Origin of the sequence: Streptomyces sp. BK208 (assembly GCF_004364245.1) — a bacterium.
GTDB lineage: Bacteria > Actinomycetota > Actinomycetes > Streptomycetales > Streptomycetaceae > Streptomyces.
Map to the genome: position 1 here is coordinate 239,320 of NZ_SOAV01000004.1, position 20,929 is coordinate 260,248.

Below are 20,929 nucleotides of genomic sequence, written 5' to 3' on the forward strand. Positions count from 1 at the left end.
CGTCGGCAGAGGGCCTCGCCACCGGGCGGGGCCCTGTCTACGGTCGCCGTATGGATGTCGTCGAACTCCTCCCGCGGCTGAGTCTGCTGCGCTTCCCGGTCGGTCAGGCCTACCTCTGGCGCGACGGTGACGAGGTGACGCTCATCGACGCGGGGCCTGCCGGGTACGGAGCGCGTGTCGTCGAGGCCGCGGAGGCAGCCGGCCGGCTGCGGCGTGTGGTGCTCACCCACTTCCACGAGGACCACGCGGGCGGGGCCCAGGAGGTCGCCGCGCTGACCGGGGCCGAAGTGGTCGCGCACACCGTCGAGGCGCCCTTCGTGCGGGGCGAGCTGCCCGGTCCGCCGCCCGTCTTCGAGGACTGGGAGCGTCCGTTGCACGCGGACGCCGTGCGCCGGCTGCCGCGGGGTGGTTTCGCCCGGCCGGCCCGGGTGACGGAGGTGGTGGACGGTGACGTCCTGGACTTCGGCGGCGGGGCCCGGGTCGTGCACGCGCCGGGCCACACGGACGGGAGCATCGCGGTGCACCTCCCGTCCCACGGCGTGCTGTGCACGGGCGACGCGGTCGCCGTGTCGCCGGTCGACGGCGGTGTGATGCTCGGTGTGTTCAACGTCGACCGGGACCTGGCCGTGGCCTCCTTCGGACGGCTGGCGGACCTGGACACGGAGGTCGCCTGCTTCGGTCACGGGGATCCGGTGACCGTACGGGCCGGGGAGGCGCTGCGGGCCTCGGCGCGGACGTACCGGGCCGTCGGCTGACGTCAGCCGACCGGCGTGCCCGCCTCCAGGTAGTGCGCGGCGCCGCGTTCCCGGGCCCGCAGCGCCCAGCGCAGCCGTTCGTAGCGGACCGGGGGCAGCAGGGCGGCGGCCTCGTCCTCGGTGGCGAAGCACCAGGCGCGCAGCTCGGCGCCGGGCAGCAGGACCCGGTCCGCGTCCGCCGAGTCGAGCCGGCCACCGTCGAAGAGCAGCCGCAGACCGCCGTGGGCGGGGGGTGCCGGTGGTTCCCAGTCGACGACCAGCAGGGCCGGTACGTCGTCGAGGCTGAGCCCGGTCTCCTCGGTGACCTCGCGCATGCCGGCCCGGGCCGGGGCCTCGCCGGGTTCGACGACGCCGCCGGGGAACTCCCAGCCGGGCTTGTAGGTGGGGTCGACGAGCAGGACCCGGTCCCGCTCGTCGAAGAGCAGGACGCCGGCCGCGACGGTCTCGCCGGTTGGTTCCGGTGTCTGTACGATCTCGCAGGCTGGCACGGCGCCACTGCCGAGGGCCTCGGCCACCCGGGCGGCGGCCTGGTACGGGGTGAGGGCGCCGGTGTCGACGGGGTGGGCGTCGGCGGTGAGCCAGGAGGCGAGGGCCGTGCGGTAGGGCTCGATGTGGTCGTAGCTCCACCGCCGTACCCGTATCTCGCCGTCCGGCAGGTCGTCGGGTGTCTCACGGCGGGCTATGCGCTCTCGCAGGATCGTTTCCGCCGGGGCCAGCAGGATGTGGTGGACCTCGATCCTGCGGGCGGCGAGGCCGCCGAAGATCTCGTCCCGGTAGTCCTGGCGCAGTAGGGTCATCGGGACCACCAGCGTCCCGCCGAGGTCCGCGAGCAGCGCGGCCGCGGTGTCGGTCACCAGTCGGCGCCAGATCGGCAGGTCCTGGAAGTCGCCCACCTCCGCCAGGCGTTTGGGCGGCAGCAGGTGTGCGAGCGCCGCGCCGACGACTTCGGGGTCGAAGAGCGTGCTGTTCGGGATCAGTTCGATCAGTTCCCGTGCGGTGGTGGTCTTTCCCGCACCGAACGCGCCGTTGATCCAGACGACGGTCACAGGTCCCCCTCTTCTGTTGGCCCCCTGTGGCTTGCCCGCTTCACCCTGCCACGAAAACCAGGCCCGGTCGGTGGACGGCGAAAAGGGCATATGACAACGGCGCCGGCGCCCTTTCGGGGCACCGGCGCCGCGTGGTCCGGCGGGGGCTGGACGGCCCTGCCGTGGGCGTCAGCCCAGCGATCCCAGGGTGTCGCCGTCGAGGGACAGGCTCTCGGTGGCGACGGTGTCCTGCAGGGAGCTGACGGTGTCGTCCACGTCGAGGTGGAGCGGGAGGTCGCTCGGGGCGGCGTGGGACGGGCTGACGGCGGCGACGACGAACCCGGTGGCGAGGGTCGCGAGGGCGAGCATGCTGCGCTTCTTCATGCCCCGTCCAACTGCGCCGCGGCGCCGGAGTCACGGGCGCCGTCCCGGAAGTCCCGGAAGGCACCACTGCGTACCGGCGCCGCGCGGGGCTCAGACGTGCGCGGCGGTCACGCCCGCCGTCGTCGACAGGGCCGCCGCGGCCGCTCCGACCAGCCCGGCGTCCGTCCCCATCTGAGCGGGGACCACCGCGAGGCGCTGGACGAAGGACAGGGTCGCGTACGCGGTGAGTGCCTTGCGCAGCGGGGTGAAGAGGACGTCCCCCGCCTTGCCCACTCCCCCGCCGACCACGGCGATGTCGATCTCGACCAGGGTCGCGGTGGCGGCGATGCCGGCGGCCAGCGCCTGCGCGGCCCGCTCGAAGGAGGCGACGGCGACGGGGTCGCCCGCGCGGGCGGCGGCGGCGACCGCGGCGGCGGAGGTGTCGCCGTCCGGGCCGGGCCGCCAGCCCGCGTCCAGGGCGCGGCGGGCGATGTTGGGGCCGCTCGCTATGCGCTCCACGCAGCCGCGCGCGCCGCACGGGCAGGGATCCCCGTCCAGGTCGACGCTGATGTGTCCGATGTGACCGGCGTTGCCGGTCGGTCCGGGATGCAGCCGGCCGCCCAGCACCAGGCCGCCGCCGACGCCGGTCGACACCACCATGCACAGCGCGTTGTCGTGCCCGCGGGCCGCGCCCTGCCAGTGCTCGGCGGCCGTGATGGCCACTCCGTCGCCGATCAGCTCCACGGGCAGCCCACCGGTGGCCGACCGCACCCGCCGGACCAGCGGATAGTCGCGCCAGCCCGGCACGTTCACCGGGCTGACCGTGCCCTCCGAGGCGTCCACCGGGCCCGCGCTGCCGATGCCGACGGCCGTGGCCCGGCCCCACAGGGGCGACGCGGCCAGGTCCGCGAGGACTGCCTCGACGGCCCCCATCACCGTGTCGCCGTCCTCCCGGGCCGGTGTCGCACGCTGCGCGCGCGCCTGGATGCGGCCGTGGCCGTCCACCAGCGCGCCGGCGATCTTGGTACCGCCGATGTCCAGCGCTGCCACGAGGTCGGTGTGCATCAGAGTCGGATCTCCCCGTCGGACCGAAAGCGAAAAAGCCGTACAAAAAAGCCGTATACAAGAGCGCGCAGCGACCGGCCCCGTGGTGGGGACGAGGGGCCGGAGAGTGCGATGGACAGTGTCTCCCGCATCTGACAACGTTGTCCAGGCTCTATGCTCGACGCCACATCCTCATACAAGCCCATGACCGACACATCCCCCGGACAGCAGGAGCCGACGCATCCCCGTGGACGACAGGACAGGACACCGCACCGTGCCCGACGCGACCCGCCGCGCAGACCGCCTCTCCGGGAACCGCTACGGCAACCGCCCGACCATGAAGGACGTCGCCGCCCGGGCGGGTGTCGGCCTCAAGACCGTGTCCCGGGTGGTCAACGGGGAGCCCGGGGTCACCCCGGAGACCGAGCGCCGGGTCCAGGAGGCCATCGACGCGCTGGGCTTCCGCCGCAACGACAGCGCGCGGGTGCTGCGCAAGGGCCGCACCGCGAGCATCGGCCTGGTCCTGGAGGACCTGGCGGACCCGTTCTACGGGCCGCTCAGCCGCGCCGTCGAGGAGGTCGCCCGCGCCCACGGAGCGCTGCTGATCAACGGATCGAGCGCGGAGGACCCGGAGCGCGAGCAGGAGCTGGTGCTGGCGCTGTGCGCGCGGCGCGTGGACGGTCTCGTGGTGATTCCCGCCGGTGACGACCACCGGTACCTGGAGCCGGAGCTGAAGGCGGGCGTCGCCACGGTGTTCGTGGACCGTCCGGCGGGGCAGATCGACGCGGACGTGGTGGTGTCGGACAACTTCGGCGGTGCCCGGGACGGCGTGGCGCACCTGATCGCGCACGGGCACCGCAGGATCGGCTTCATCGGCGACATGCCCCGCATCCACACCGCCGCCGAGCGGCTGCGCGGCTACCGGGCCGCCATGGAGGACGCCGGGATACCGGTCGAGGACTCCTGGATGTCCCTGGGCGTCACCGATCCGGTGCGGGTGCGCCGGGCGGCCGAGGAGATGCTCGCCGATCCGCACCCGGTCACCGCGATCTTCACGGGCAACAACCGGGTGACGGTCACCGTGATCCGGGTCCTGGCCGAGCACACCCGGGCCGTGGCCCTGGTCGGCTTCGACGACATCGAACTGGCCGACCTGCTCCGGCCGGGCGTCACCGTGGTCGCGCAGGACGCGGCGGCCCTCGGCCGCACCGCCGCCGAGCGGCTCTTCCGGCAGCTGGACGGCACCCTGCTCGCGCCCGACCGCATCGAACTGCCGACCAGACTGGTCACCCGGGGCTCGGGCGAGCTGCCGCCCTCGCACTGACGGGCCGCCCGCCCCACGCACCGCCGCCGGGAGGAACCACACCGTGTCGCGACCACCGCACCAGGGCCGGGAGACCGCGCGGCCGCCCGGCGGGGACCGGACCCTGGCGGCGCTCGGGCTGGCCGGGGTGCCGCGCGAGGAGCCGCTGCTGTACCCGGGCGCCTGGCCCCGTGAGTCCGGGCTGCTGGACGGGGACCGGTTGCTGCCGCTGGAGCAGCCGGTGCCCGAGGACGCCGACCGCCGGGTCCCGGTGCTGGCGATCGGCTCCAACGCGAGTCCGGGCCAGCTGCGGCACAAGATGGCCGAGTTCGGGATCGCCTCGCCGATCCCGATGGTGAGGTCGCGGGTCACCGGCCTGGACATCGGCGTCTCCGCGCACGTGAGCCGCATGGGCTACGTGTCCGCCTCGCCGGTGGCCGCCCCCGGCGTCGTACGGGAGCTGTTCGTCCTGTGGCTGGACGCCGAGCAGCTCACGGTGATCGACGCGAGCGAGGGCGTGCCGATGGCGGGCGGCAACTTCGACCGCGTCTGGCTGCCCGCGCCCGAGGTGCGCGTCGAGCCGGGTGACGGCTCGGTGCTGCGCGGCGCGTACGCGTACGTCAACCGTCACGGCGTGCTGCACGACGGCACCGGTGCGCCGCGGCGGCATCCGGGCGAGCAACGGCCGCTGATCACCGAGCTGCTGGACGGTTCGGCCCGGCTGCGGGAGCTGTTCGGCCGGACGCCGGAGGAGTTCTGCGCCAGGGCTCGGGCGGACCGGCGGCTGTGCGACCGGGGGACGCGCCTGTTCGCCGAGGAGCGGCGGGTGACGGCGTCCGGCCTGGAGCGGTACGCGGGCTCCGGGCCGGACGATCCCTTCGCCGGGACGCGGCCGCCGGCGGGGCCGGGGTCTACTGCGCCGATGCCGTGAGGTCGCCGCGCCGCGGGCCCGAGAAGCCCTCCAGGTCGGCGCGGGTCAGGCCGGTCAGCCGGGCGACCTCGCCGATGTCGAGGGCGCCGCAGTCCAGGCCGCGCAGCAGGTAGCCGCTGAGGGCCTTGGCGGTGGCGGGCTCGTCCATGACGTCGCCGCCGGTGCGGTTGGCGTAGCGGGCGAGGCGGGCGGCGGCCTGCTCGAAGCCCTCGCGGTAGAAGGCGAAGACGGCCGCGTACCGGGTGGGGATGTGGCCGGGGTGCATGTCCCAGCCCTGGTAGTAGGCGCGGGCCAGGGCACGGCGGGTGAGGCCGTAGTGCAGCCGCCAGGCGTCGTGGACCTGCGCGGTGGGGCCGACCGGCAGGACGTTGGTGGAGCCGTCCGAGACGCGGACGCCGGTGCCGGCCGCGGCGACCTGCATGACCGCCTTGGCGTGGTCGGCGGCCGGGTGGTCGCTGGCCTGGTGGGCGGCGGAGACGCCGAGGCAGGCGCTGTAGTCGAAGGTGCCGTAGTGCAGGCCGGTGGCGCGGCCCTCGGCGGCCTGGATCATGCGGGCGACGGTGGCCGTGCCGTCGGCGGCCAGGATGGACTGGCTGGTCTCGATCTGGATCTCGAAGCCGATCCGGCCCGGCGTGAGACCGCGCGCCTTCTCGAACGCCTCCAGGAGCCGCACCATGGCGGTGACCTGCTCGGGGTAGGTCACCTTGGGCAGGGTGAGGACCAGACCGTCGGGCAGGCCGCCGGCCTCCATCAGCCCGCTGAGGAAGACGTCGAGGGTGCGGATGCCCCGGGCGCGCACCGGCGCCTCCATGCACTTCATGCGGATACCCATGTACGGGGCCGCGGTGCCCTGTTCGTACGCCTCGGCGACCAGCCGGGCCGCGCGGGCGGCCGCCTCGTCCTCCTCGGCGTCCGTACGGTTGCCGTAGCCGTCCTCGAAGTCGACGCGCAGGTCCTCGACCGGCTCGCGCTCCAGCTTGGCGCGCACGCGCGCGTACACGGGCTCGGCGAGGTCGTCGGCGAGGCCGAGCACCGCGGCGAACGAGGCGGCGTCCGGGGCGTGCTCGTCGAGGGCCGCGAGGGCCCGGTCGCCCCAGGAGCGGATCGTGTCGGCGGCGAAGACGTCGCCGGGGACGTAGACGGTGTGGACGGGCTGGCGGGTGCCCGGGTCTCCGGGGTAGCGGCGCTCCAGCTCCGCGTCGACCGGTGCGAGGGAGGCACTGATCTCCTCGCCGACGGCGCCCGCGAGGCTCGTTGCCACCTTCTCCTGCTGACCCATCCGACACCCTCCTGATGTTCGTTTTTCCGCTGAACGGAATCACTTATCCGTAGAGCGAAGTTATCTGTCGGTCTCCCGCCGGTCAACACCCATCCTGCGCACGTGCCGAGGCCCCCGCGACCACGGACGGTCGCGGGGGCCTCGGCATGTGCTGCGGCCGGGAGGGTCAGCCCTTGCGGGACTTGACCTCCTCGGTGAGCTGCGGGACGACGTCGAAGAGGTCGCCGACGACGCCGTAGTCGACCAGCTCGAAGATCGGGGCCTCGGCGTCCTTGTTGATCGCCACGATCGTCTTCGAGGTCTGCATGCCCGCGCGGTGCTGGATCGCGCCGGAGATGCCGGAGGCGATGTACAGCTGCGGCGAGACGGACTTGCCGGTCTGGCCGACCTGGTTGGTGTGCGGGTACCAGCCCGCGTCCACCGCGGCGCGCGAGGCACCGACGGCCGCACCGAGCGAGTCGGCCAGCGCCTCGATGATCGCGAAGTTCTCCGCGCCGTTGACACCGCGGCCGCCGGAGACCACGATCGCGGCCTCGGTCAGCTCCGGACGTCCGGTCGACTCGCGCGGGGTGCGCGCGGTGACCTTGGTGCCGGTCGCGGCGTCGGAGAAGGTGACCGACAGGGCCTCGACGGTGCCGGCGGCCGGGGCGGGCTCCACGGCGGCCGAGTTCGGCTTGACCGTGATGACCGGAGTGCCCTTGGAGACACGGGACTTGGTGGTGAAGGCGGCGGCGAACACCGACTGGGTGGCCACCGGGCCCTCGTCGCCGGCCTCCAGGTCGACGGCGTCGGTGATGACGCCCGATCCGAGACGCAGCGCCAGGCGGGCGGCGATCTCCTTGCCCTCGGCGGAGGACGGGACCAGCACGGCGGCCGGGGAGACCGCGGCGACGGCGGCCTGCAGGGCGTCCACCTTGGGTACGACCAGGTAGTCGGCGTACTCGGCGGCCTCGTGGGTGAGGACCTTGACCGCGCCGTGCTCGGCGAGGGCGGCGGCGGTGTCACCGGCACCGTTGCCCAGCGCGACGGCGACGGGCTCGCCCACGCGGCGGGCCAGCGTCAGCAGCTCCAGGGTCGGCTTGCGGACGGCGCCGTCCACGTGATCGACGTAGACGAGAACTTCAGCCATGGGACTTCTTCTCTCCTGCTTGCGAAAGATGAGGGGCGGTAAGGGGGCGGGCTCAGATGAACTTCTGGCCCACGAGGAACTCAGCGAGCTGCTTGCCGCCCTCGCCCTCGTCCTTGACGATCGTGCCCGCGCTGCGCGCCGGACGCTCGGCCGCCGACTCCACGACCGTGTACGCGTTCTCCAGGCCGACCTCGTCCTCGTCGATGTCGAGGTCGGACAGGTCCCAGGACTCCACCGGCTTCTTCTTGGCCGCCATGATGCCCTTGAAGGACGGGTAACGGGCCTCGCCCGACTGGTCGGTGACCGACACGACCGCCGGCAGCGACGCCTCCAGCTGCTCCGTGGCCGCGTCGCCGTCGCGACGGCCCTTGACCGTGGTGCCCTCGACCGAGACCTCGGACAGCAGCGTCACCTGCGGCACGCCCAGGCGCTCCGCGAGCAGGGCCGGGACGACGCCCATGGTGCCGTCGGTGGAGGCCATGCCGGAGACGACCAGGTCGTAGCCGGCCTTCTCGATCGCCTTGGCCAGCACCAGGGAGGTGCCGATGGCGTCGGTGCCGTGCAGGTCGTCGTCCTCGACGTGGATCGCCTTGTCCGCACCCATGGACAGCGCCTTGCGCAGGGCGTCCTTGGCGTCCTCGGGGCCCACCGTCAGGACGGTGACCTCCACGTCGTCGTCCGAGTTCTCCGAGATCTGCAGCGCCTGCTCGACCGCGTACTCGTCCAGCTCGGAGAGCAGACCGTCCACGTCGTCCCGGTCGACGGTCAGGTCATCGGCGAAGTGCCGGTCGCCAGTGGCGTCGGGCACGTACTTCACAGTGACAACGATCCTCAAGCTCACGCCGGCTCTCCTACTGCGTCGACATTTCAGTGCTGCCTCTTGCAGGCAGCATAGGCGCCCCAAGCGGCCGATCCCGGTCGGGGCGACCCGCGCTCCGCCCGGAATATTACTCGTCAGTACATCCAGTTCTTTCCCGCTAAGCAAGCGCTTTGAACTGTGACCTTCGCAACGCAGCGTAACCGGAACCCGACACCCCCGCAGAAGGCGCCCCGCGGGCCGGTCAGTCGCGCAGCCCCCGGTAGCGCCCCTGGTGGTACAGGAGTGGCCTGCCCTCTCCCGCCGGGTCGCCGAGGAGGACCTCCGCCAGCACGATCCGGTGGTCCCCGGCGGGCACCCGGGCGACCGCACGGCACACCAGCCAGGCGAGCACACCGTCCAGTACGGGCACCCCCTTCGGCCCCTCCCGCCAGGCAGTGGGCGCCGCGAAGCGGTCGGCGCCGCTGCGGGCGAAGGTGGCCGCGAGCTCCTCCTGGTGCTCACCGAGCAGATGGACGCCGACGTGCTCGGCCTCGGACACCGCGGGCCAGCTCGACGAACCGGTGCCGATCCCGAAGGAGAGCAGCGGCGGGCGGGCGGAGACCGAGGTGAGGGACGTGGCCGTGAAACCGACCGGGCCGCCGGGACCGCGCGCGGTGATCACGGCGACGCCCGCCGCGTGCCGCCGGAAGACGGACCGCAGCAGGTCGTCAGTGGCGGGCCGCGGCGCGGCGAGGTCGGGGCCGACCGGCATGCGGGTCCCTCCTTCCGCGTCGCGCCTCGGCCCCGGGAGCGGGGAACGGGACGCGGGGGCAGGCTGACGACGGGTGGTACACACAGTCAATTACGTCCAGGGGTCTCGAAGCTGTGGAGAAGACCTCGCCACTGCCGTGTCGCTCGTCACACCGCCTCGCCCAACGCCGCGACGACGTCCGCCTTGCGCGGCAGGCCCACGGCACGGCGTACGACACGGCCGTCGGCGTCCAGCACCAGCACGGTGGGGGTCTTGACCACGTCGAGGGCGCGGACGAGCTCCAGGTGGCCCTCGGCGTCGATCTCGACGTGGGCCACGCCGGGGACCATACCGGCCACCTCGCCGAGGACCCTCCGGGTGGCCCGGCAGGGCGCGCAGAAGGCGCTGGAGAACTGCACCAGCGTCGCGCGCGGGCCGAGTTCCGCACCCAGGTCGGCCGCACCCAGCCGAGGGACGGCGGCCCCGGACCGCCTGCCGTCGTGCCGCTCGCGCATCGGCGCGCCCCCGTTCCGCCGCCGTCGCGGCACTCATCGGCACGCGTTCACCCGCGCGCCGCCGGTCCGTTCTCCGAAGGTGCAGCGCTCGCGGGGCGGCGGAGATTCCCGCTCACCATCGCTTTTCGGCCACACCGGGGCCGCGCGAGTGATGAGGATCTCGCCGCACCCGGGCACCAAGGCTGGTACACCGGCCGTTCTTGGGGCACGATCTGCGACAAGCCGTAAACCTACGGCTGCGTAACTTTCGACTGGGAGCCCCCTTCCCAGGCTGACAAGGAAGGGTTCGACCCGCCCATGGCAGAACTCGTCTACCGCCCGGTGATCGGTCTCGCCCGCACCCTGTTCAAGGCGTGGGACCTCAAGATCGACTGCCAGGGATCGGAGAACATCCCGCGCTCGGGCGGCGCCGTGCTGGTGAGCAACCACATCAGCTACCTGGACTTCATCTTCGACGGTCTGGCCGCACTGCCGCAGAAGCGGCTGGTGCGCTTCATGGCGAAGGAGTCGGTCTTCCGGCACCGCGTCTCCGGTCCGCTGATGCGCGGGATGAAGCACATCCCGGTGGACCGCAAGCAGGGCGAGACGGCCTACGCCCACGCCCTCGACTCGCTGAAGTCCGGGGAGATCGTCGGGGTCTTCCCGGAGGCGACGATCTCCGAGTCGTTCACCCTGAAGAGCTTCAAGTCGGGAGCCGCGCGGCTCGCGCAGGAGGCGGACGTCCCGCTGGTGCCGATGGCACTGTGGGGCACCCAGCGCCTGTGGACCAAGGGCCACCCGCGCAACTTCAAGCGCAGCCACACCCCCATCACCATCCGGGTCGGCGAGGCGATGGAGGCCCCGCGCGATCAGTACGCGGGCGCCATCACCCGGCGGCTGCGCGAGCGCGTGCAGGAGCTGCTGGAGGCGGCGCAGCGCGCGTACCCGGTCCGTCCCAAGGGGGCCGACGACACCTGGTGGATGCCGGCCCATCTCGGCGGCACGGCTCCGACGCCCGAGCAGCTGCGCACCGCCCAGGCGCACTGAGCCGCACGCCTCACAGAGCGGCCGGGAGCGTCTCCCACAGGTGACGGCGGTCGGTGGCCGTCTTCAGGGCGTCCAGCACCGCCGGATGCGGCGCCGCGTACAGCTCCGGGTAGTCCGCCTCGCCCGCCGCCCGGTCCGGCGTGAAGGCCAGTCGCTCCCCCCGCAGGGAGAACCGCGCGTTCACGCCGGGCTTGTTACCGCGCGGGTCCTGCCGGTGCCACGCACCGTCGAGGCGTACCGCGACCAGCCCGTGCACCACGTCGAACCGCTGATAGCACAGCGCGGTGGGGATGTCCTCGGCCCGCAGCAGCGCGGCCAGCGCGTGGGCCTTGGCATAGCAGATGCCGGTGCGCTGCTCCAGGACGTCGGAGGCCCGCCAGGTGACGCGCGGGTCCCCGGAGTCCTGCGAGTGCGGAATCGTGTCGCGCACGAACTCGAAGGCCAGCCGCGCATAGGCATACGAGTCCTCCGCCTCCTTGGCGAGCAGGCCGGCCGTCTCCCGCACGCGCGGGTGCTCGTGGTCGATGGCCTCGTCCGACGCCAGGTAAGCGGACAGGTCAGGGGTTTGCTGGATCAGCTCCATGTCGGCAGAGCATAGGAAAGCGATCACCCGTCAGTCAATGACTTTTCAGGTGACCGCATACCTATGCATAAACTGCCTTGCCCCGGAGGGTCGTGCGTCAGCGCGCCATCTCCTCCTTGAGGGCGGCCACGAACGCGTCGACGTCGTCCTCGGTGGTGTCGAAGGCGCACATCCAGCGCACGACCCCGGCGGCCTCGTCCCAGAAGTAGAAGCGGAACCGCTTCTGCAGGCGCTCGCCCACCTCGTGCGGCAGCCGGGCGAAGACCCCGTTGGCCCGCACCGGATAGAGGATCTCCACCCCGTGCACGGCGCGCACGCCCTCGGCCAGGCGCTGGGCCATCTCGTTGGCGTGCCGGGCGTTGCGCAGCCACAGGTCCTTGGCCAGCAGGGCCTCCAGCTGCACGGACACGAAGCGCATCTTGGAGGCGAGCTGCATGGACAGCTTGCGCAGGTGCTTCATGTGGCGCACCGCGTCCTGGTTCAGCACCACCACCGCCTCGCCGAACAGGGCGCCGTTCTTGGTGCCGCCGAGGGAGAGGAGGTCCACGCCGACCGCGTTGGTGAACGTCCGCATGGGCACGTCCAGCGAGGCGGCGGCGTTGGCTATCCGGGAGCCGTCCAGGTGCACCTTCATGCCGTGCGCGTGGGCGTGCTCGCAGACGGCGCGTATCTCGTCGGGTGTGTAGAGGGTGCCCAGCTCGGTGCTCTGGGTGATCGAGACGACCTGCGGCATCGCCCGGTGCTCGTCGTCCCAGCCGTACGCCTGCCGGTCGATCAGGTCGGGCGTGAGCTTGCCGTCGGGGGTGGGGACGGTGAGCAGCTTCAGGCCGCCCATGCGCTCGGGGGCGCCGCCCTCGTCGACGTTGATGTGCGCGCTCTCGGCGCAGATCACCGCGCCCCAGCGGTCGGTGACCGCCTGGAGCGCGACGACGTTGGCGCCGGTGCCGTTGAAGACCGGGAACGCCTCGGCGCCGGAGCCGAAGTGGCTGCGGATCACCTGCTGGAGGTTCGCGGTGTAGTCGTCCTCGCCGTACGCGACCTGGTGCCCGCCGTTGGCCAGTGCCAGGGCGGCGAGCACCTCGGGGTGCGCGCCGGCGTAGTTGTCACTGGCGAAACCGCGGACCTCGGGGTCGTGGTGGCGACGCGCGTCGGTCTTCGGGGGGTTCACGGCTTCTCGGTCAGCCACAGACGGGTTCCGTTCACTTCCGCGGCGGGCTTGTCCCAGACACCGGCGACTGCCTCGGCGAGGTCACGCACGTCCGTGAAGCCCGCGAACTTCGCGTTGGGACGCTCGGCGCGCATCGCGTCGTGCACCAACGCCTTGACCACCAGGATCGCAGCCGCCGACGTCGGTCCCTGCTCGCCCCCCGCCTTGCGGAAGTAGTCCCCCATGGCCAGCGTCCACGCCTCGGCGGCGGCCTTCGCGGCCGAGTAGGCGGCGTTGCCCGCGGTGGGGCTGGACGCGCCGGCGGCGCTGATCAGGAGGTAGCGGCCGCGGTCGCTGCGCTGGAGCGCCTCGTGGAAGGCGAGGGACGTGTGCTGCACGGTACGGATGAGCAGCTTCTCCAGGAGGTCCCAGTCGCCCAGTTCGGTCTTGGTGAAGGACTTGCTGCCGCGCCAGCCGCCCACGAGGTGGACCACGCCGTCGACGTGGCCGAACTCCTGCTCGATGCGGTCGGCCCAGGCCCGGGTGGAGTCCAGGTCCAGCAGGTCGACCGTCTCGCCGGTGACCGTGGCGCCGCCGTGCGCGTAGCGCGCCGCGTCCACGGCCTCGGCGAGCCGCTCCGGGTCGTTGTCCGCGCCGACGACGGTCGCGCCCGCCTCGGCCAGCCGCAGCAGCGCGGCCCGTCCGGCGGGTCCGCCCGCCCCTGCCACCGCGATCACCGCGCCGTCGAGCGCCCCGTTCCCCATGGTCCTCGCCTCCCGAGCCTGTGTCTGTGTGTGTCCGTGCGTGCCGCCGCCGTCGCTCACGCGGCGGCCCGCTCGGCGCCGTCCGCGGCCGCGGTGATGCCCCGGGTGGCGGCGATCACCTTCTTGAGCTTCTTGGACAGGGCCTCGTAGAACATGCTCAGCGGAAACTCGTCGGGAAGCACGTCGTCGACGAGTTTGCGCGGCGGCAGGGACAGGTCCAGGGCGTCGGGGCCCTTGGCCCACTTCGAGCCCGGGTGCGGGGCGAGGTAGGTGGAGACCAGCTCGTAGCCGGCGAACCAGTGGACGATCTTCGGACGGTCGATGCCGTCGCGGTAGAGCTTCTCGATCTCGGCGCACAGCTGGTTGGTGACCTGCGGCGCGCGCTGCCAGTCGATGAAGAGCTTGTTGTCGGTCCAGCGGACGACGTCGTGCTTGTGCAGGTAGGCGAAGAGGAGCTGGCCGCCGAGACCGTCGTAGTTGCGCACCCGCTCGCCGGTGACCGGGAAGCGGAACATGCGGTCGAAGAGCACCGCGTACTGCACGTCGCGGGCCTGCGGGACACCCTCGTCCGCCAGCTTCACGGCCTCCTTGAAGGCGGTGAGGTCGCAGCGCAGCTCCTCCAGGCCGTACATCCAGAACGGCTGGCGCTGCTTGATCATGAACGGGTCGAACGGCAGGTCGCCGTGGCTGTGGGTGCGGTCGTGGACCATGTCCCACAGGACGAAGGCCTCCTCGCAGCGCTTCTGGTCGTCGACCATGGCGGCGACGTCCTCGGGCAGCTCCAGGCCCAGCAGGCCCACGGCGGCCTCGGTGACGCGGCGGAAGCGGGCGGCCTCGCGGTCGCAGAAGATGCCGCCCCAGGAGAAGCGCTCGGGGGCCTCGCGCACGGCGATGGTCTCCGGGAAGAGGACGGCCGAGTTGGTGTCGTAGCCGGCCGTGAAGTCCTCGAAGGTGATGCCGCAGAACAGCGGGTTGTCGTAGCGGGTGCGCTCCAGTTCGGCCAGCCAGTCGGGCCAGACCATGCGCAGCACGACCGCTTCGAGGTTGCGGTCCGGGTTGCCGTTCTGCGTGTACATCGGGAAGACGACCAGATGCTGGAGGCCGTCCGCGCGGTTCGCGGCGGGCTGGAAGGCCAACAGCGAGTCGAGGAAGTCGGGGATCTCGAAGCCGCCGTCGGCCCAGCGGCCGAGGTCCTGCACCAGGGCCTCGTGGTAGGCGCCGTCGTGCGGCAGCAGCGGGGACAGCTCGCGCACGGCTCCGGTGACGCGGCGCACGGCGTCCTCGGCGGCGGCCCGCTCGGGGGCGCCCTCGGCGTCGAAGTCGATCGACCCGTCCGCGGACTGCCATGGCTGGATCTGCTCCACGGCATCCTTGAGCACGGGCCATGCCGGGTGCTCCACCACCCTGCTCACCGGAGGAACGTTCTCCTCCGCACCCACCTGCACAAGAATTTCCGTCATGTCCCATCCTCCACGGGAGAAGCTAGCGTCACGACACCGTAGACATACGACGTTTCTCCAATCAAGGGGAGGTCCCGTAAATTATCCTGCCTCACCCCGGGCTTCGCCGCATTTTTTCCTGTCGAGCGTCGAGTTCGTATACCCGGCGCGGCACAGGGGAAACGGTCCGGCAGGGCCGTTAGGCTGCCGCCCTGCCCACGCCGACGTCGACGGAAGCGAGTCGAGCCTTGAACTTCCTCACCATCGGTCACCGCGGAGCGATGGGTGTCGAACCCGAGAACACCCTGCGTTCCTTCGTCGCCGCCGAGCAGGCCGGCCTCGACGTCGTCGAACTGGACCTGCACCTGAGCAAGGACGGCGCGCTCGTCGTCATGCACGACGCCGACGTGGACCGCACCACCGACGGCACCGGAGCGATCGCCGACAAGACGCTGGAGGAGCTGCGCGCCCTGGACGCGGGCCGCGGGGAGCGGGTGCCGGTCTTCGAGGAGGCGCTGGACGCCGTCTCGGTCCCGTTGCAGGCCGAGATCAAGGACGCGGCGGCCGCGCGCGTCCTGGCCGAGGTGATGCTCCGCCGGGACCTGGTGGACCGGGTGGAGGTGATCTCGTTCCACGACGAGGCCATCGTCGAGATCGCCCGGCTGGTGCCGGGGGTGCGGACCGCCCTGGTCGCCCAGTACTACGGCCCCGAGGTCGTGGACCGTGCCGTGGCGGCGGGCGCGGGGGCCCTGTGTCTGGACATCAACAGGATCACGCTGGAGATCGTGAAGAAGGCCCGCAAGGCGGGTCTGCGGGTCTTCTCCTGGACCGTGAACACCCAGGACCACCTGCGACTGGTGCGCGCCCTGGGACTCGACGGCGCGACGACCGACTACCCGGAGATCAAGCGCACCGGCCGCTTCACCGCCTGAGCGGACCGAGCGGGGCGAACGGACTGAGCGGACCGAGCGGGGCGAACGGGCTGAGCGGCCGGGGGCCCGTCACACCAGTGGCTTGACCAGCAGCTCGAACTGGAGGTCGTCGCGCTGCGGGATGCCGAAGCGCTCGTCGCCGTACGGGAAGGGGGTCATCTCTCCCGTACGGCGGTAGCCGCGGCGCTCGTACCAGGCGATCAGGTCCTCGCGCACGGAGATCACGGTCATGTGCATCTCCGTGACGCCCCACGTCTCGCGGGCCCGCCGCTCGGCCTCCGCGATGATCGCCTTGCCCAGCCCCGAGCCCTGCAGCGCCGGGCTGACGGCGAACATCCCGAAGTAGGCGTGCGCCCCGCGGTGCTCCAGCTGGCAGCAGGCCACGATCCGGCCGTCCCGCTCCACCGTCAGCAGACGGCTGTCCGGCGCCTTGACCACGTCCAGCACGCCCTGCGGGTCGGTGCGCTGCCCCTGGAGGATGTCCGCCTCGGTGGTCCAGCCGGCCCGGCTGGTCTCACCCCGGTAGGCGGACTCCACGAGCGCCACGAGCGCGTCCACGTCGGTGTCGGTGGCGTCGCGGTAGGTCAGTGGGCCGGCGGTGGTGTCCATGTGGGGCGTCTCCGGTTCGTGCTCGGGCGCGGCGGGGGCACCGAAGAGAGTAACGCTGCCACTAGTGTCGGTCCGCATGGTGCATGTACTCAGCAGCCGGACGCTGCTCCGCCCCACCGACCCCGACCGCTCCCGCGCCTTCTACGGCGAGCAGCTCGGCCTCGCCGTCCACCGGGAGTTCGGCACCGGTCCTGAGCGGGGCACCGTCTACTTCCTCGGTGGCGGCTTCCTCGAGGTCTCCGGCCGCTCCGAGGCGCCCGCCGCCCCCGGGCTCGCCCTGTGGCTCCAGGTCGAGGACGCCGCCGCGGCCCACGACGAACTGCGGGCCAAGGGGGTCGAGATCGTACGGCCGCCGGTCGAGGAGCCGTGGGGACTGGTGGAGATGTGGATCGCGGACCCGGACGGCACCCGGATCGTGCTCGTGGAGGTGCCCGCCGGGCATCCGCTGCGCTACCGGCCCGGGATCTGAGTAGTCGGAAGGGCGCCGCGAGCGCGGTGCGTTCCCGCCGGATGGCCGCGGTCCCGGCCCGGCCTTAGCGTGCTGGAGGGGGCGGACGGTCTGCGGCCCCGGCGGAAGGACGCCACCACGATGAAGCTCCACGAACCGGTGACCGGCGGGCCCTGCTGGGCGGAGCTGGGGACCACCGACCTGGAAGCGGCCAAGAGGTTCTACACCGAGCTGTTCGGCTGGTATCCGCACACGGACCCGCGGCAGCAGGCGGGCGGCTGCACGATCGCGCGGATCGACGACGCGGCGGTCGCCGCCCTGACCCCGCTGCACCGGCCGGGGCAGCCGGTCGCGTGGAACGTGTCGTTCGCCGTGCGGGACGCGGACACGGCCCTGCGGCAGGTGACGGCGGCCGGGGGGACGGCCCTCCAGGGGCCCACGGACGTCTTCGACACGGGCCGCTTCGCGGTGGCCGCCGATCCCACCGGGGCGTCGTTCCAGCTGTGGCAGGCGCGCTCCTTCCCCGGCGCAGGGCTGTTCAACGCGCCCGGCACGCTGGGCTGGGTGGAGCTGCTGACCCGGGAGCCCGACCGGGCCGCCGACTTCTACACCACGGTCTTCGGCTGGAGCGTCACCCCCTCGCCGGCCTATCCGCAGTGGGGGATCGACGGAGCGGACTTCGGCGGCATGGTGACGATGGACGACAAGTTCCCGCACGAGGTGCCGGCGCACTGGCTGCCGTACTTCGCGGTGGCGGACGTGGACACCGCCGCGGTCGGCACGACCGACGGCGGCGGCACCGTGCTCATGGAGCCGACCGCCGTGACCGACGGACCGCGCATCGCGGTGCTGCGGGATCCGCAGGGCGCGATGTTCGGCGTGTACCGGGCGGGCGACGAGCGCTGACCCGCCGGGCGCCGGAGGGCGGCGGGGGCGTCGTCGGACGGCGGCGGATCAGGCCCGCAGCGCGTCCAGGCGGCCCTCCAGCTGGCTCAGCAGCCCGCCGAGGAGCGCCGCCAGCTCACCCTGCCGGGATCCGTCCACGCCGGACAGCACGGCGGACTCGTAGGCGAGCTGATCGGGCAGGATGCCGTCGACGAGGTCGCGCCCGGCGCCCGTGAGGCGGAGGTGGGCGACCCGGCGGTCCCGGGTGTCGCCGCGCCGCTCGACGAGACCGCGCTCGGTGAGCTGCTTGAGGCGCTTGGTGACGGCGGCGCCGGAGGAGAAGGTCTCCCTGGCCAGCTCACCGGGGGTCAGCTCGTGCCCGGTGCGGCGCAGCGCGCCGAGCAGGTCGAACTCGGCCCGGCTGAGGCCCGCCCGGCGCAGCGGGGCGTCCTCGGCCTGCTGGAGGAGGGCGGCGCAGCGGTTGATGCGGCCGATGATCTCCATGGGCCCGGTGTCGAGGTCCGGGCGGACGGCACGCCACTGACGTACGACTGCGGCCACGGTGTCCCCGTCCGGTCCCGTCCCCCCGTCGCCGGCTCCCCCGCCGTGGGCTGTCCCGTCGGTTGCGGTCATGGCCGTACGTCCTCCGTTCTCGTGCCCGTGTCCAGGTCCGGACGCGCTGCCCGGCGTCGCACCACCTCGGCGAGCGTACGGTGTCCGGACTGCTCGGCGAGCACGACCCTCTCCTGGGGCAGTGCGCGTCCCCACCATTCGCCGGCCGCCCCGTCCGCGGTGGCCCGCAGGTCGGTCAGCGCGGCGGCCAGGTTCCGGCGGGCGGCCTCCAGGGCGCCGGGGGCGGGGGCCTGCTCCGCGAGGAGGCGCGCGGCGCCTTCCCGGGCCCGGTCGGCCGCGGCCACCGCATGTTCGACGCGGTTCCCGGCGCGCCGGTTGGTGACGGCGACGGCGGCGAGGAAGCCGACCAGGGCCCCGACGAGGGTGTCGACGGCCCGCTCGGTCATCAGGTCGCCGGGGGCCTGGTAGCCGGCGAACTCGGTGACGAGCAGGGCCATCGGGGTCACGCAGACGCTGCCGAGCCAGTAGTTGCGGGTGATGAGGGCCTCGGCGCCGAAGTTCAGGGCGAGGCAGCACAGGACGAGCAGCGCCTGTCCGAGGTGCGCGAGCGGGGCGATGGCGGCGAAGAGCAGCACCCCGGCGAGGTTGCCGACCACGCGCTGCACGGCCCGGCTCCAGGTCAGCGTGAGGTTGGCCTGGTAGAGCGCGGCGGCGGTGACCAGCGCCCAGTACGGGCGGCCGATGCCGAGCGCGAGGGAGGCGTAGCCGGCCAGCGCGCAGCCGAGGGCGGTGCGTACGGCGATCGGGGCCAGCGGGCCGAGCCGCTGCCGCAGGGGCGCGGGTCGGGCGGCGAGTTCGGCGTCCACGCCGAGGAGTTCCTCCCGGTCCTCCGGCGTGCCGCCGGTGCGGGGGATCCGGCCGCCGCCGCGCAGGGCCAGGGCCCAGCCGCGCAGCCGCTCGGGGTCGGTGTCGGCCGGGGCCGCGAGTGCGACCTCGGCGCGCACGACGAGGCGCTCCAGGGCGTGCCGGGTGGTGGCGCGGGTGCCCGTCGCGGGGAGGGACAGCAGCGTCTGCCAGGCGGCCTGCACGGCGGCGTACCCGGCGGCGCGGGCGGAGGCGTGGCCGTCACCGGTGCCGCGGGTGGCGGCGTACGCGGCGGCGGCGTTCAGCGCCTGGGCGGTGGCCCGGCGCTCCGGGCCGTGCGGGCGGATCAGGGCGGGGGCCATGCAGACCAGCCAGGCCCAGACGCCCGCGGCGGCGGCCAGCGCCAGGTGACCGGGGATCCGGTCGAGGGTCTGCGGGACGAAGAGGGTGGCGGAACTGATGAAGGTCAGGACCACGTTGCCCGGCGGGCCGACCCGGGTCGCGTCGCAGAGCGTCTTCTGCACGGCGGCCAGCAGCGCGCCGACGGTGACGAGGACGACCGCGTTGCGCGTGAGGGAGGCGGTGACCAGGGCGACGGCGACGCCGCCGAGCATGCCGAGCACCACCCACGCCAGGGTGCGGGCGCGGGCCGCGTAGGGGCGGTTGTGCGCGTAGAGCGCGCACAGGGCCCCGGCCATCGTGTACATCGCCAGGTCGAGCCGGCCGAACGCCAGCAGGAGCAGGTTGGGAGGGGCGACGGCGGCGACCGAACTCAGGGCGGGCTTGAACCAGATCTCGGAGGGCCGGCGCAGGCGCAGCACGCCTGCCAGGGACAGACGTCGTACCGGTGGGGTGCCGGGGGTGGGGGTCGCACTGCTCATGAGAAGGAGATTAACAAGTGTTTTACCTGTAAATCAAATGTGCCGGAGATCACCCCGCACTCTGCCCGCCTCGCCGACCTGCGGCGTTCCCCCGCGCCCGGGACGCGCGCTCCCCCTGGTGCCCCCGCGTACCCCCTTGCGCTCGCGTGCGCGCCGCGTGGCCCGGGCAGTCCTTGACGGACCGTGGACCGCGGAACGGGGAGGTGCTGTGCACGGACCGGCGTCGTCCGGATGGCTGCTGGTCGCGCTGTGCGCGGCGACCGGCGTGTACTGCCTGCTGCGGATGCGCAGCGGCGTCGAGGAGCAGCGCAGCGCCGCGGGCGGCGAGGCCCTCATGGGGTTCGGCATGGCCGCCATGGCCGTGCCCGCTGCCGTGTTCACCCCGCCGGCCTGGGTCTGGCCCGGCTATGCGGTGGTGTTCGGCGCGGCCGGGCTGCGGGCGTTGTGGGCCGCCCGGTCCGGGCGCCACCACCTGCACCACCTCGTGGGCGCCGCGGCGATGGTCTACATGGCGGTGGCGATGACCGGGTCCCCCGCGCACACCCATGCCCACGGGGCGTCCGGCACACCGGTGCTGACCGGAGTGCTGCTGCTGTACTTCACGGGATACGTCCTGCTGACCGGCGTACGCCTGATACCGGTCGTGGCGGTGACCGGCGGTGGCCCGGGGACACCGGTCGCGTCCGCGGCCGACGGAGCGGGAGCCGGCGGCCGTACGGCGGCGGCGTGGGGCGACCGGCCGGAGCTGGCCCTGGCCTGCCGCCTCTCCATGGCGATCGGGATGCTGGCCATGCTGCTGCCCCTGTGACACGGACGCCGGGGGCCCGCCCACTCGGAGCGCGACCTGCACGGCCGGTTCGCACGGGCACCCGGCCTGTACGGAG

Annotated in this window: 23 protein-coding genes; 8 read left to right on the forward strand and 15 right to left on the reverse strand. The window is 73.0% G+C overall.

Annotation, left to right across the window (positions count from 1 at the left end):
• Positions 1-50 precede the first annotated feature (50 nt).
• On the forward strand, positions 51-755 hold the full coding sequence (locus EV562_RS12075) for an MBL fold metallo-hydrolase (RefSeq protein ID WP_133886769.1): 705 nt from the start codon (positions 51-53) through the stop codon (positions 753-755).
• Between the two features lie 2 nt (positions 756-757).
• Here the strand turns inward: EV562_RS12075 and EV562_RS12080 are convergent, their stop codons facing one another.
• The 3 genes from EV562_RS12080 to EV562_RS12090 form a co-directional block, all read right to left on the reverse strand.
• Positions 758-1,801, reverse strand: a complete 1,044-nt coding sequence (locus EV562_RS12080) for an NUDIX domain-containing protein (protein WP_133886770.1) — start codon at positions 1,799-1,801, stop codon at positions 758-760.
• 168 nt (positions 1,802-1,969) lie between these two features.
• The gene (locus EV562_RS12085) at positions 1,970-2,164 is read right to left on the reverse strand and encodes a hypothetical protein (protein WP_133886771.1); all 195 of its coding nucleotides are present in this window, start codon (positions 2,162-2,164) and stop codon (positions 1,970-1,972) included.
• A 90-nt stretch (positions 2,165-2,254) separates the two neighbouring features.
• Entirely contained in the window at positions 2,255-3,208 is a 954-nt protein-coding gene (locus tag EV562_RS12090) for an ROK family protein (protein WP_133886772.1), read from the reverse strand.
• 226 nt (positions 3,209-3,434) lie between these two features.
• Between EV562_RS12090 and EV562_RS12095 the strand changes: the two genes are divergently transcribed.
• Together EV562_RS12095 and EV562_RS12100 are read left to right on the forward strand one after the other, a co-directional pair.
• Entirely contained in the window at positions 3,435-4,511 is a 1,077-nt protein-coding gene (locus EV562_RS12095) for a LacI family DNA-binding transcriptional regulator (RefSeq protein WP_166661736.1), read from the forward strand.
• Positions 4,512-4,554: 43 nt separating this feature from the next.
• Positions 4,555-5,421: a hypothetical protein gene (locus EV562_RS12100; protein ID WP_133886773.1), complete on the forward strand. Its 867-nt coding sequence runs from the start codon at positions 4,555-4,557 to the stop codon at positions 5,419-5,421.
• On the opposite strand, the gene EV562_RS12105 is transcribed toward EV562_RS12100, so the two are convergent.
• The 5 genes from EV562_RS12105 to EV562_RS12125 all read right to left on the reverse strand — a co-directional run bounded on the left by EV562_RS12105 (position 5,402) and on the right by EV562_RS12125 (position 9,894).
• The gene (locus EV562_RS12105; RefSeq protein ID WP_133886774.1) at positions 5,402-6,700 is read right to left on the reverse strand and encodes an aldolase/citrate lyase family protein; all 1,299 of its coding nucleotides are present in this window, start codon (positions 6,698-6,700) and stop codon (positions 5,402-5,404) included. The two genes, EV562_RS12100 and EV562_RS12105, sit on opposite strands and share 20 nt — an antisense overlap.
• Positions 6,701-6,866: 166 nt before the next feature.
• On the reverse strand, positions 6,867-7,829 hold the full coding sequence (locus EV562_RS12110) for an electron transfer flavoprotein subunit alpha/FixB family protein (protein ID WP_133886775.1): 963 nt from the start codon (positions 7,827-7,829) through the stop codon (positions 6,867-6,869).
• 52 nt (positions 7,830-7,881) lie between these two features.
• Complete coding sequence (locus EV562_RS12115; protein ID WP_133886776.1) at positions 7,882-8,670, reverse strand: electron transfer flavoprotein subunit beta/FixA family protein; 789 nt, start codon at positions 8,668-8,670, stop codon at positions 7,882-7,884.
• 220 nt (positions 8,671-8,890) lie between these two features.
• Positions 8,891-9,400, reverse strand: coding sequence for a flavin reductase family protein (locus tag EV562_RS12120; RefSeq protein WP_133886777.1), 510 nt, complete (start codon positions 9,398-9,400; stop codon positions 8,891-8,893).
• A 146-nt stretch (positions 9,401-9,546) separates the two neighbouring features.
• The gene (locus EV562_RS12125; protein ID WP_133886778.1) at positions 9,547-9,894 is read right to left on the reverse strand and encodes a thioredoxin family protein; all 348 of its coding nucleotides are present in this window, start codon (positions 9,892-9,894) and stop codon (positions 9,547-9,549) included.
• 297 nt (positions 9,895-10,191) lie between these two features.
• On the opposite strand from EV562_RS12125, the gene EV562_RS12130 reads away from it, so the two are divergent.
• Entirely contained in the window at positions 10,192-10,920 is a 729-nt protein-coding gene (locus EV562_RS12130; RefSeq protein WP_133886779.1) for a lysophospholipid acyltransferase family protein, read from the forward strand.
• Between the two features lie 10 nt (positions 10,921-10,930).
• Here EV562_RS12130 and EV562_RS12135 read toward each other — a convergent pair whose 3' ends face one another.
• The 4 genes from EV562_RS12135 to EV562_RS12150 form a co-directional block, all read right to left on the reverse strand.
• Positions 10,931-11,503, reverse strand: a complete 573-nt coding sequence (locus EV562_RS12135) for a transglutaminase domain-containing protein (RefSeq protein WP_166661737.1) — start codon at positions 11,501-11,503, stop codon at positions 10,931-10,933.
• 97 nt (positions 11,504-11,600) lie between these two features.
• The gene (locus tag EV562_RS12140; RefSeq protein ID WP_133886781.1) at positions 11,601-12,671 is read right to left on the reverse strand and encodes a low specificity L-threonine aldolase; all 1,071 of its coding nucleotides are present in this window, start codon (positions 12,669-12,671) and stop codon (positions 11,601-11,603) included.
• Positions 12,668-13,414 carry an SDR family oxidoreductase gene (locus EV562_RS12145; RefSeq protein WP_133886782.1) on the reverse strand — a complete coding sequence of 249 codons (747 nt, stop codon included), beginning with the start codon at positions 13,412-13,414 and terminating at the stop codon, positions 12,668-12,670. Before EV562_RS12145 ends, EV562_RS12140 begins: the two co-directional genes overlap by 4 nt.
• A gap of 56 nt (positions 13,415-13,470) precedes the next feature.
• Entirely contained in the window at positions 13,471-14,874 is a 1,404-nt protein-coding gene (locus EV562_RS12150; protein WP_133886783.1) for a DUF6421 family protein, read from the reverse strand.
• A 227-nt stretch (positions 14,875-15,101) separates the two neighbouring features.
• On the opposite strand from EV562_RS12150, the gene EV562_RS12155 reads away from it, so the two are divergent.
• The gene (locus tag EV562_RS12155; protein ID WP_133886784.1) at positions 15,102-15,785 is read left to right on the forward strand and encodes a glycerophosphodiester phosphodiesterase family protein; all 684 of its coding nucleotides are present in this window, start codon (positions 15,102-15,104) and stop codon (positions 15,783-15,785) included.
• Positions 15,786-15,854: 69 nt separating this feature from the next.
• On the opposite strand, the gene EV562_RS12160 is transcribed toward EV562_RS12155, so the two are convergent.
• On the reverse strand, positions 15,855-16,394 hold the full coding sequence (locus tag EV562_RS12160) for a GNAT family N-acetyltransferase (protein WP_133886785.1): 540 nt from the start codon (positions 16,392-16,394) through the stop codon (positions 15,855-15,857).
• Positions 16,395-16,470: 76 nt separating this feature from the next.
• Between EV562_RS12160 and EV562_RS12165 the strand changes: the two genes are divergently transcribed.
• Both EV562_RS12165 and EV562_RS12170 read left to right on the forward strand, forming a co-directional pair.
• Positions 16,471-16,863 carry a glyoxalase superfamily protein gene (locus tag EV562_RS12165; RefSeq protein WP_133886786.1) on the forward strand — a complete coding sequence of 131 codons (393 nt, stop codon included), beginning with the start codon at positions 16,471-16,473 and terminating at the stop codon, positions 16,861-16,863.
• A gap of 120 nt (positions 16,864-16,983) precedes the next feature.
• Positions 16,984-17,748: a VOC family protein gene (locus EV562_RS12170; protein ID WP_166661738.1), complete on the forward strand. Its 765-nt coding sequence runs from the start codon at positions 16,984-16,986 to the stop codon at positions 17,746-17,748.
• Positions 17,749-17,796: 48 nt separating this feature from the next.
• Here EV562_RS12170 and EV562_RS12175 read toward each other — a convergent pair whose 3' ends face one another.
• Together EV562_RS12175 and EV562_RS12180 are read right to left on the reverse strand one after the other, a co-directional pair.
• Entirely contained in the window at positions 17,797-18,360 is a 564-nt protein-coding gene (locus EV562_RS12175) for a MarR family transcriptional regulator (protein WP_133886787.1), read from the reverse strand.
• The gene (locus EV562_RS12180; RefSeq protein WP_133886788.1) at positions 18,357-20,045 is read right to left on the reverse strand and encodes an FUSC family protein; all 1,689 of its coding nucleotides are present in this window, start codon (positions 20,043-20,045) and stop codon (positions 18,357-18,359) included. The genes EV562_RS12175 and EV562_RS12180 overlap by 4 nt, the downstream gene beginning before the upstream one ends.
• 208 nt (positions 20,046-20,253) lie before the next feature.
• Here EV562_RS12180 and EV562_RS12185 point away from each other — a divergent pair, with 208 nt between their 5' ends.
• Entirely contained in the window at positions 20,254-20,853 is a 600-nt protein-coding gene (locus tag EV562_RS12185; protein WP_133886789.1) for a DUF5134 domain-containing protein, read from the forward strand.
• Positions 20,854-20,929 lie beyond the last annotated feature (76 nt).